Below are 9616 nucleotides of genomic sequence, written 5' to 3' on the forward strand. Positions count from 1 at the left end.
CGAACGTCGGCACCTGGATGCAGCGCGTCGCGCAGGACTGGCTCGTCCTGACCGTCCTGAGCGACGACTCCGGGATCGCCGTCGGCATCACGACCGCGCTCCAGTTCGCGCCGGTCCTGGCGCTCTCGGCCTACGCCGGGGTGCTCGCCGACCGGCTCCCGCGGCGTGCCCTGCTCATCACCACCCAGGCGGCCCAGGGCGTTCTCGCCCTCGGTCTCGGCGCCCTCGTCCTGCTCGGTCACGCCCAGTTGTGGCACGTGTACGTCTTCGCGCTCCTGCTCGGCTGCGTCTCGGCGATCGACGGGCCCGTCCGGATGACCTTCGTCGCCGACATGGTCCCGGCCGACAAGCTCTCGAACGCGGTGGGCCTCAACAGCGCGTCCTTCAACGCCGCTCGCCTCATCGGTCCCGGGCTGGCGGGCGTGCTGATCGCCTGGATCGGCACGGGCTGGGTCTTCGCCCTCAACGGCGTCTCGTTCCTCGCGACGATCCTCGCGCTGACCCAGATGCGGGCGAGCGAGCTGAACGCGGCGCCGCGCACCACCGGGTCGCGCCGCGGTCAGCTCCGGGCGGGGGTCGCCTACGTGCGGCACCGCAGCGACATCGTGGTGATCATGGTCGTGGTCAGTGTGATCAGCACCTTCGGCCTGAACTTCCAGCTCACCTCTGCGCTGATGGCACGGACCGTCTTCGACAAGGGGGCTGGCGAGTACGGCATCCTCGGTTCGGTGCTCGCGATCGGTTCGCTCACGGGGGCGTTGATGGCCGCGCGGCGGGAGCGACCACGGGTGCGGCTCGTCATCGGCTCGGCCTTCGGGTTCGGGATCTCGACGGGTCTGCTCGCCCTGATGCCCACCTACACGATGTTCATGATCGCCTGCATCCCGGTCGGCTTCACCTCGCTCACCATGCTCACGGCCGCCAACTCCGCGCTGCAGATGGGCACCGAGCCGGCGATGCGCGGTCGGGTGATGGCGCTCTACATGGTGGTCTTCCTCGGGGCGACCCCCATCGGCTCACCCCTGGTCGGGTGGATCGCCGAGACCTACGGAGCGCGCTGGTCGATCGGGGTGGGCTCGATCTCCGCTCTCCTCGTGGCCGGCGGTGCCGCCCTGTGGGCCGAGCGGAGCTGGCGCCTGCGGGTGCGGTACCACGTGCTCCGGCGCCCGCACCTGGAGGTGCGCTACCTCGACGGCGACCCGGCGATCGCCGGCGCGGCCGCCCGCGAGGAGGCCGCCCGCGCGATGACGGCGCAGAAGGCCCAGGCGGACGTCACGGCAGCCTGAGTGCCCTGCGCAGCGCCGTCGGCTTGGCGTCGTCCTTGATCGCGATCGCCACGGCGGTCCCGCCGACCGCCAGGATCGCCGGGACGAGCAGGAAGGCCTGGTGCGGACCGACGAGGTCGGCCGCGCCACCGAGCAGGAAGGGCGCCAGGCCGACCGCCACGCCGCTGCCGAGGGTCAGCAGCCCCTGACCTGCGTCGGGGCGTCCGCCGGAGCCGCCGAGGGCGAGGGCGACGGCCAGCGGGTAGTGCGTCCCGAAGCCGAGGCCGGTCACGACGAGCCCGAGCACCGCGACGACGGGACTGGTCGCCGTCCACAGCAGGATCCAGCCGAGCCCTGCCACGGCGAAACCGACCAGCAGGAGCCCGCCGGGGGAGCGGTGCGTCGAGAGCGGGCCGACCACGAACCGTGCGGTCGCCATCCCGAGCACGAGGGCCGAGACCGAGGCGGCTGCGACCGAGGCGGGCGCGTCGGTCTGCTGGATCACCAGGTCCGAGGCCCAGAAGGTGGTCGCGAACTCGACCGCGACCCCGCTGACCATCGCCGTCCAGTACAGCCAGAACGCCCGCGGGAACCGCACGCGCACCGCCGTCGCGGAGGCCACGGGCACCGCGACGCTCTCGCCGTGACCCAGCGCCCCGCCGCGCGGCAGACGGAGGACGAGCATCGCGACGGCGACGGCGAGGACGATCTCGATCGACACCGCCGGCCGCCAGCCGAGGCCGGCCGCGACGAAGGCCCCGAGGGCGAGCGGCGCGAGGAGCCCGACGGCGGCCCCGAGGGCGTTGCCCTCCGTCACGGCAGCGGTGCCGAAGCGCTTCTGGTGCTGGAGCAGGGCCGGCTGGGCGGCGGTGACGAGGTACGTGCCGCCTGCGCCGGCGACGACGCAGGCGAGCACCGTGACGACCGTCACCGGCACGGTGAGCAGCAGGGCGACGCCAAGGGCCGTGAGGCCGGCACCCACGACGGCCTGCCCGCGGCGACCGATCCGCCGGGTCATGGCGTGGCTCGTCAACCCCGTGACCACCGACCCCAGGGCCATGCCCGTGCCGTGCAGGCCCGCGACCCCTCGGGAGATGCCCTGCTCGACGGCGATGAGCGGGACCGCCGGGGAGAAGGCGTAGAGGAACCAGCCCCAGGCGATGAACGGGGCGTAGAGGCTGAGCGTGAACCGGTCGCGGACGAACCGGTCCGCGGTGGACCGGGACGTCGGCCGCACGCTCACGAGAGGTGGTCGACGACGTGGTCGACGCAGGCGGTCAGCGCGTGCACGTCCGCCGGGTCGACGGCCGGGAACATCGCCACGCGGATCTGGTTGCGGCCGAGCTTGCGGTACGGCTCGACGTCGACGACCCCGTGCCGGCGCAGCACCCGGGTCACCGCCGTCGCGTCGATCCGCTCGTCGAGGTCGATCGTGCCGACGACGGTGCTGCGCACGGCCGGGTCGCCGACGAACGGCGTCGCCCAGTCCCGGGACTCGGCCCAGCCGTACAGGTGCCCGGCGGACTCGGCGGTGCGCGCAGCGGCCCAGGGCAGTCCGCCGTGGGACAGCAGCCAGTCGATCTGCTCCGCGAGGAGCACGAGCGTCGCGATCGCCGGGGTGTTCAGCGTCTGGTCGAGGCGCGAGTTTGTCACCGCCGTCGACAGCGAGAGGAAGCGGGGGATCCAGCGCTCCTCCTCGAGCTCCTGTGCCCGGGCGACCGCCGCGGGCGAGCACAGGGCGAGCCACAGGCCGCCGTCGGAGGCGAAGGACTTCTGCGGGGCGAAGTAGTAGACGTCCGTCTGCTCGACGTCCACGGCAAGGCCGCCCGCTCCGGAGGTGGCGTCGACCAGCACGAGTGCCTCGTCCGTCCCGGCGGGGCGTCGCACCGGAGCCATGGCGCCGGTGGAGGTCTCGTTGTGCGGCCAGGCATACACGTCGACGCCCTCCTCTGCCTGCGGGAGCGCGATCGACCCCGGCTCGGCCCGGCGGACCGTCGGGGTGCCGAGGAAGGGCGCGCGCTCGACGGCCGTCGCGAAGGAGGAGCCGAACTCGCCGAAGGTGCACAGCTGGGCGCGGTCCCGGATCAGGCTGAAGGTCGCCAGGTCCCAGAAGGCCGTCGACCCGCCGTTGCCGAGCACCACCTCGTAGCCCTCGGGCAGCGAGAAGAGCTCCCGCAGCCCGGCCCGCACGCGCCCGACGACGCCGCGCACGGGCGCCTGGCGGTGGGAGGTGCCCAGCAGGCTCGACCCCAGGGAGGCGAGCGTCTCGACCTGGGCCGCGCGGACCTTCGACGGTCCGGAGCCGAATCGGCCGTCCCGGGGGAGCAGCTCGGTGGGAAGCGAGATCAGGTCAAGGTCCACGCGGACACTGTAGGACCGACTCGGATCGATTCGTGGGCGCGTCCGGCACCGGGGGTGCGGTCGTCGTAGCCTTGGGGCGACCGGGACCGAGAGAGGCACAGGCGTGAGCGACCTGATCGACACCACCGAGATGTACCTGCGCACGATCTACGAGCTGGCCGAGGAGGGCATCGTCCCGCTGCGGGCACGCATCGCCGAGCGACTCGGGCACTCGGGGCCGACGGTCTCCCAGACGGTCGCCCGGATGGAGCGGGACGGCCTCGTGATCGTCTCCGGTGACCGGCACCTGGAGCTCACGGAGGCGGGCCACCTCAAGGCCGTCCGGGTCATGCGCAAGCACCGCCTCGCCGAGCGGCTCCTGACGGACGTGATCGGGCTCGAGTGGTCCCTCGTCCACGAGGAGGCCTGCCGCTGGGAGCACGTGATGAGCGAGCGCGTCGAGGAGCGACTGGTGGAGATCCTCGACCACCCGCACTTCTCGCCCTACGGCAACCCCATCCCGGGTCTCGACGACCTCGGGGTCGCCGACCCAGGGCACGACGTGGAGGGCTTCCTCGACGGCGTGGTCGTCCTTCCCGACCTCCGGTCGCTGCGCGCGGGAGGCGGTCCGCACCGGGTCGTCGTCCGTCGGCTCGGCGAGCCGCTCCAGACCGACATCGAGCTCCTCGGCAGGTTCGCCGCGGCGGGAGTGCTCCCCGGGGCGGACGTGGACGTCACCGTCGCGGACGGGCTCCTGACCCTCGCGTCGCCCGGATCCGCGACCGTGCTGGAGCTCCCGGAGGACCTCGCCCGTCACGTGTTCGTCTCCGACACACCCGCCTGATCCGGGCGGATCGCCCGAGATGTGGTGAAGGACACAGGCCCTCCGCCGTGACCTAAGCGTGACATTCACGTTCCGCCTCGGGTACTGTCAGGACCGCTCCACGGAACCCTCCTCCGCGGTAGCCCATGGGTGGACACGCCAAATCCTGCCGCCGTCCGTGGTTCGTACGACTCGCTGGCAGGAGCGGGGGAACCACAACCGGGCGTCCTCGGACGTCCTTGGGGTGAAGCCCGCTGAGCACTCCGGTGCGCAGCAGGCCGAGTGCACTCCCACTCGAACCCGACAGCTCACCTCGTCGGCGTACGGAGAGGTACTGCGTGTCCGTCACCACTGATCGCGCCCGGCACAGATCCGCCCGGCGCCCCGCGACTGCCCTGGACGACCTCGCGTCGGCCGCCACCGGCAGTCTCGCCGTCGTCGGACGGCGCTCAGCCGTCGTCGCTGCGGCAGGCGGCCTCGTCGTCTCGATGGCAGTGCCGGCCTCGGCAGAGGGCTCGGCGAACGCCCTGCCCGCCGTCGACACCACCGCCCTGACCGCTCCGGCCCGCGCCGCGCTCGCCACCTCCCCCGTGGTGTCCGTCGCGACGGATGCCACCTGGGACTTCGTCTCGCCCGCCATCACGGTCGCGGCGAACCCCGAGCCCGAGCCCGAGCCGGTCGTCGAGCGCACCACCACGACCTCCCGGTCCACGGAGCGCACCGAGGTCGCGGTCGCCGCGGCCCCCGTCCCGCAGACCGTCGCCGGCAACGCCGTCCTCGAGATCGCTGCCCGCTACGTCGGCGTCCCGTACGTCTACGGCGGAACCACGCCGAGCGGCTTCGACTGCTCCGGCTTCACCTCCTACGTCTACGCGCAGCTCGGGGTCAGCCTTCCGCGCTCCTCCGCCGACCAGCGCTACGTCGGCCAGGTGGTCTCCCGCGCCGACGCGCTTCCCGGTGACCTCATCTGGAGCCCCGGCCACGTCGGGATCTACGCCGGTGGGAACCAGCAGATCGACGCCCCCCGACCCGGCAAGTCCGTCCAGTTCCGGGCGATCTGGCAGTCGAACCCGATCTTCATCCGCGTCGCCGGCTGACCGCCTCTCGACATGACGACGAAGGCCCGGACCACATGGTCCGGGCCTTCGTCGTACGCCCTGACCGTTCGCGGGCCGTGCGCGGCCGCCGCCCGTGGCGCCGGGACGCGCACGGCACCGTCGCGTACGCTGGCCACGCCGCTCCACCCGCGACCCGCGCAGCCAGCCGGGTCCGACAGGATCAGGAGGCTGCCGTGCTGAGGACCCTCGACCGCGCGCTCGACGACGACCTGCCGTCCTCGCCACCGATGCGCAGCCTGCGTCGGGCCTTGGTGCTCAACGCGAGCCGGGAGCCGCTGTGCGTCGTGGCCCTGAAGCGTGCGGTCGCGCTCGTGCTCTCCGGCAAGGCTGTCGTCCTGGAGCAGGACCCCCTCCCGTTGCGGTCCGCGCGCGCCTCGCTCCCCGCACCCCAGGTCATCGTGCTGACGAGGTACGTGCACGTGCCGTACCGCGGGACGGTCCCTCCGACGCGGCGCACCGTCCTTCAGCGCGACGCACGCCGATGCGCCTACTGCGCCGGCCCTGCCGACACCGTGGACCACATCCAGCCGCGCTCACGCGGAGGCCGGCACGAGTGGACCAACGTCGCCGCGGCCTGCGCCCGGTGCAACCACCGCAAGGCCGACCGGCTCCTGTCCGAGCTCGGCTGGGAGCTGCTGGTCACGCCGACGGTCCCGCGCGGCTCGACGATCCTCATGGCCACCGCCAGGCCGCATCCCTCGTGGCAGAGCTACCTGAGCCTGCAGGCGGCCTGACCAGGGACCAACAGGCGCGCGCGGACCGGCGGGTCACGGCAGACTGTGGGCACGGCCCGAGGGAGGACGTCATGACCACACCCGAGACAGTGCTCGTCGGAGTAGACGGTTCGATGGCCAGCCTCGACGCAGCCGCCTGGGCGGCGGCGTACGCCCAGCAGCACGGGCTCGGCGTGCACCTGGTGTGCACCTACGCCGTTCCCTCGTTCGCCGCCGCGGGACTGGACGGCGGCTACACGGTCCTCGACGACACGGCCGTCGCGGCCAGTGCGCGCGGGGTGCTCGACGAGGCGGAGGCGGCTCTCGCCGGTCGCGGGCTCACCGTCACCTCCGACGTGGCCAGCGGCGACGCGGCGGCCGTCCTGGTGGAGATGTCCCGCGACGCGGCGCTCGTGGTGGTCGGCAGCAGGGGGCGAGGCGGCTTCGCCGAACGGCTCCTGGGCACCGTCTCCTCTGCCCTGCCCGCGCATGCGCACTGCCCGACCGTGGTGATCCCCTATGTCCCGCCCGAGCAGGACGAGCCCGGGCACTCCCGCAACGGCGCGCGGCAGATGCACCTGGGCGAGCGCAACACCCAGCCGTGGCCGGGTCGGCACACCACCCTCCCCGTCCGCAGGATCGTCGTCGGGGTCGACGGCTCGGCCGCGGCCGAGGTCGCCCTCGCCCGCGCGATCGACGAGGCGGAGGCCTGGGGCGCCGAGCTGACCGCCGTCGCGGCGGTGCCGGTCACCGCCGGTCCCGGGCTGCTCGCCTGGCTGCCGGCGGTCGTCGACCACGAGTCCGTGCTGCGCGACGTCGCCGAGGGCCTCGACGTGGTCCTGGACCAGGCGCTCCGGGACCACCCGGACGTGACCGTGCGGCGCCTCGTGCTCGACGGCACCGGTGCGGCGCTGCTGACGGAGTTCTCTACCGTCGTCGACCTCGTGGTGGTCGGTTCGCGCGGACGCGGCGGGTTCGCGGGGCTGCTGCTCGGCTCGACGAGCCAGGCCGTGCTGCACCACTCCTCCTGCCCGGTCATGGTCGTCACGACCAATGCGCGGGTGGAGGGCGACGACGCCTCAGGCTGGTAGCGCGCCCGGCCTGCTGACCAGCGGGGTGAGCAGGACGGTCGAGCGGGTGCGCAGGACGAACGGCTCGGAGTTGATGCGCTCGACGACGGCGTCGAGGTGCCGGACGTCGTGCGCGCGCAGGTGCACGATCGCGTCGGCCTCACCGGTCACGGTGCTGGCGGTGAGGACCTCGGGGTAGCGCTCGAAGGCCTCGCGCATCCGGGCGGGGCTCGTCGAGCCCGTGCAGAAGACCTCGACCTGGGCCTCGGTTCCCCAGCCGAGCGCTCCCGGGTCGATCCGCACCGTGAACCCCTCGATGACGCCGTCGCGCCGCAGCCGGTCCACGCGCCGCTTGACCGCGGGGGCCGAGAGGTTGACCCGGGCGCCGATCTGGGCGTAGCTGGCCCTGCCGTCGGTGCCGAGCATCCCGAGGATCGCCGAGTCGATCGGGTCGATCGGCTCCTCGCGGCCGCCGTGATCGGGGCGCGGGCTCTCGGACATGGGCACAGCATGCCCGAAAGGCCGGGCCTCCGCTGCCACCGCAGGGTCAGCGGAGATCGCCCGCAGGGTCAGCGGAGATCGCCCGCAGGGCGGTCGAGGCTCAGCGCAGCGCGTCGGTGAGCCGGTCAAGACCCCAGTCGAGGTCGTCCTGACTGATCGTCAGCGGCGGCGCCAGGCGCACCGTGTGCCCGTGCGTGTCCTTGACCAGGACCCGCCGTTCGAGCAGTCGCTCGCTCAGCGCCCGTCCCGTGCCGCGGTCGGCGGGGACGTCGATCCCCGCCCACAGGCCCACGCTCCGGGAACCGGCGAGCAGCCCCTCGGCGACCAGGGCGTCCAGGCGCCCGGACAGATGGGTCCCGAGCGTGCGGGCACGGTCCTGGTACTGCCCGGTGGCGAGCAGGTCGATGACGGCCAGGCCGACCGCGCAGGCCAGCGGGTTCCCGCCGAAGGTCGAGCCGTGCGTCCCGGGGGTCAGGACCCCCAGCACCTCGCGCCTGCCCACCACGGCCGAGACGGGCAGGATCCCGCCGCCCAGGGCCTTGCCGAGGGTCACGAGGTCGGGGCGCACCCCCACGAGCTCGCAGGCCAGCGTGGTGCCGGTGCGCCCGAGCCCCGACTGGACCTCGTCGAGGATCAGCAGCGCGCCGTGCTCGTCGCAGACGGCGCGCGCGGCGGCGAGGTAGCCCGCCGGAGGGATGATCACACCGGCCTCGCCCTGGATGGGCTCGAGGAGCACCGCGACGGTGGTCGCGTCCACGGCCTCCGCCAGGGCGGCGGCGTCGCCGTAGGGGACCACCCGGAAGCCCGGTGTGTACGGCCCGAAACCGGCGCGCGCGTCCTCGTCGGTGGAGAAGGAGATGATCGTCGTGGTGCGGCCGTGGAAGTTGCCGGCCGCCACCACGATCGTCGCCTGCTCGGCGGGGACGCCCTTGACCTCCTGGCCCCACTTGCGCGCGGCCTTGACCGCGGTCTCGACGGCCTCGGCTCCGGTGTTCATCGGCAGCACGAGGTCGGCAGGCAGCAGCGGGGACAGCAGCCCGCTCAGCGCGTCGGCGAAGGGCTCGAGCAGGTCGTGGTCGAAGGCCCGTGAGGTGAGCGTCAACCGGTCGAGCTGCGCGTGCGCCGCCGCGAGCAGGGCCGGGTGGCCGTGGCCGAAGTTCAGGGCCGAGTACCCGGCGAGCAGGTCGAGGTAGGCGGTGTCCTCGGCATCGCGCACCCAGGCCCCGGAGCCCGCGACGAGGCGGATCGGCAGCGGGTGGTAGTTGCCTGCGAGGTGGCTGCCGGCGGTCGTCATCGCGCGGCCGCGGTGCCGCGGATCTCCAGCGTGCAGCACTTCGCCCCGCCGCCGCCCTTGAGCAGCTCGGAGGTGTCCACCGCATGCGGACGGAAGCCGCGCTCGCGCAGGGCGGCCGCGAAGCCGGTCGCCCCCGGGGCGATGACCACGTTCAGCCCGTCGGAGACGGCGTTGAGGCCGAGGTGCTGGGCGTCGGCGTCGTCGATGTGCAGCGCGTCCGGGTAGCGCTCGGCGAGCACCTGCTGGGAGGCGGGGGCGAAGGCGGCCGGGTGGTAGGCGATGACGGGGTGCGCCGGATCGGGGTCGAGCACTGTGAGCGCGGTGTCCAGGTGGTAGTAGTGCGGGTTCACCAGCTCGAGGCTGACGACGGTGCGGCCCGTGAGCCCTGCGAGCTCGGCGTGCGAGGCGATGTCGGTGCGGAAGCCCCAGCCGGCCAGGATGTCGTCGCCGACCTTGAGGATGTCACCCTCGCCCTCGTTGGTCTCGGCAGCG

10 protein-coding genes and 1 riboswitch are annotated in these 9616 nt (G+C 73.4%); of the genes, 5 read left to right on the plus strand and 5 right to left on the minus strand.

Translation table 11 applies throughout. The features are described from left to right. Positions 1-1286 (plus strand): MFS transporter (locus tag ABWK99_RS09680; protein WP_372594492.1); only part of this gene is annotated, 1286 nt, incomplete at its 5' end. Here the strand turns inward: ABWK99_RS09680 and ABWK99_RS09685 are convergent. Together ABWK99_RS09685 and serC are read right to left on the minus strand one after the other, a co-directional pair. Next, a complete protein-coding gene (locus tag ABWK99_RS09685; protein WP_372594493.1) occupies positions 1273-2508 on the minus strand; it encodes a sugar MFS transporter in 1236 nt (411 codons plus the stop codon). The two genes, ABWK99_RS09680 and ABWK99_RS09685, sit on opposite strands and share 14 nt — an antisense overlap. Continuing rightward, complete coding sequence (gene serC, locus ABWK99_RS09690) at positions 2505-3626, minus strand: phosphoserine transaminase (RefSeq protein ID WP_372594494.1); 1122 nt, start codon at positions 3624-3626, stop codon at positions 2505-2507. The genes ABWK99_RS09685 and serC overlap by 4 nt, the downstream gene beginning before the upstream one ends. A gap of 103 nt (positions 3627-3729) precedes the next feature. Here serC and ABWK99_RS09695 point away from each other — a divergent pair, with 103 nt between their 5' ends. The 4 genes from ABWK99_RS09695 to ABWK99_RS09710 all read left to right on the plus strand — a co-directional run bounded on the left by ABWK99_RS09695 (position 3730) and on the right by ABWK99_RS09710 (position 7350). Next, positions 3730-4449, plus strand: a complete 720-nt coding sequence (locus tag ABWK99_RS09695; RefSeq protein ID WP_372594495.1) for an iron dependent repressor, metal binding and dimerization domain protein — start codon at positions 3730-3732, stop codon at positions 4447-4449. Between the two features lie 126 nt (positions 4450-4575). After that, positions 4576-4764: riboswitch (cyclic di-AMP (ydaO/yuaA leader) on the plus strand. Positions 4765-4766: 2 nt separating this feature from the next. Beyond that, on the plus strand, positions 4767-5525 hold the full coding sequence (locus ABWK99_RS09700; RefSeq protein ID WP_372594496.1) for a C40 family peptidase: 759 nt from the start codon (positions 4767-4769) through the stop codon (positions 5523-5525). A 248-nt stretch (positions 5526-5773) separates the two neighbouring features. After that, positions 5774-6280: an HNH endonuclease gene (locus tag ABWK99_RS09705; protein WP_372594501.1), complete on the plus strand. Its 507-nt coding sequence runs from the start codon at positions 5774-5776 to the stop codon at positions 6278-6280. Between the two features lie 71 nt (positions 6281-6351). After that, positions 6352-7350 (plus strand): universal stress protein, encoded by a 999-nt coding sequence (locus ABWK99_RS09710; RefSeq protein ID WP_372594497.1) that lies wholly within the window; start codon positions 6352-6354, stop codon positions 7348-7350. Here ABWK99_RS09710 and ABWK99_RS09715 read toward each other — a convergent pair. From ABWK99_RS09715 to ABWK99_RS09725, 3 genes are all read right to left on the minus strand, one after another. After that, on the minus strand, positions 7339-7830 hold the full coding sequence (locus tag ABWK99_RS09715) for an Lrp/AsnC family transcriptional regulator (protein WP_372594498.1): 492 nt from the start codon (positions 7828-7830) through the stop codon (positions 7339-7341). The genes ABWK99_RS09710 and ABWK99_RS09715 overlap by 12 nt on opposite strands. Before the next feature lie 100 nt (positions 7831-7930). Further along, positions 7931-9124, minus strand: coding sequence for an ornithine--oxo-acid transaminase (gene rocD, locus ABWK99_RS09720; protein ID WP_372594499.1), 1194 nt, complete (start codon positions 9122-9124; stop codon positions 7931-7933). Continuing rightward, the coding region (locus ABWK99_RS09725; protein ID WP_372594500.1) for a dimethylarginine dimethylaminohydrolase family protein at positions 9121-9616 on the minus strand (496 nt) is incomplete at its 5' end. The genes rocD and ABWK99_RS09725, both read right to left, overlap by 4 nt.

Origin of the sequence: Actinotalea sp. (assembly GCF_041597215.1) — a bacterium.
Taxonomy (GTDB): domain Bacteria; phylum Actinomycetota; class Actinomycetes; order Actinomycetales; family Cellulomonadaceae; genus Actinotalea.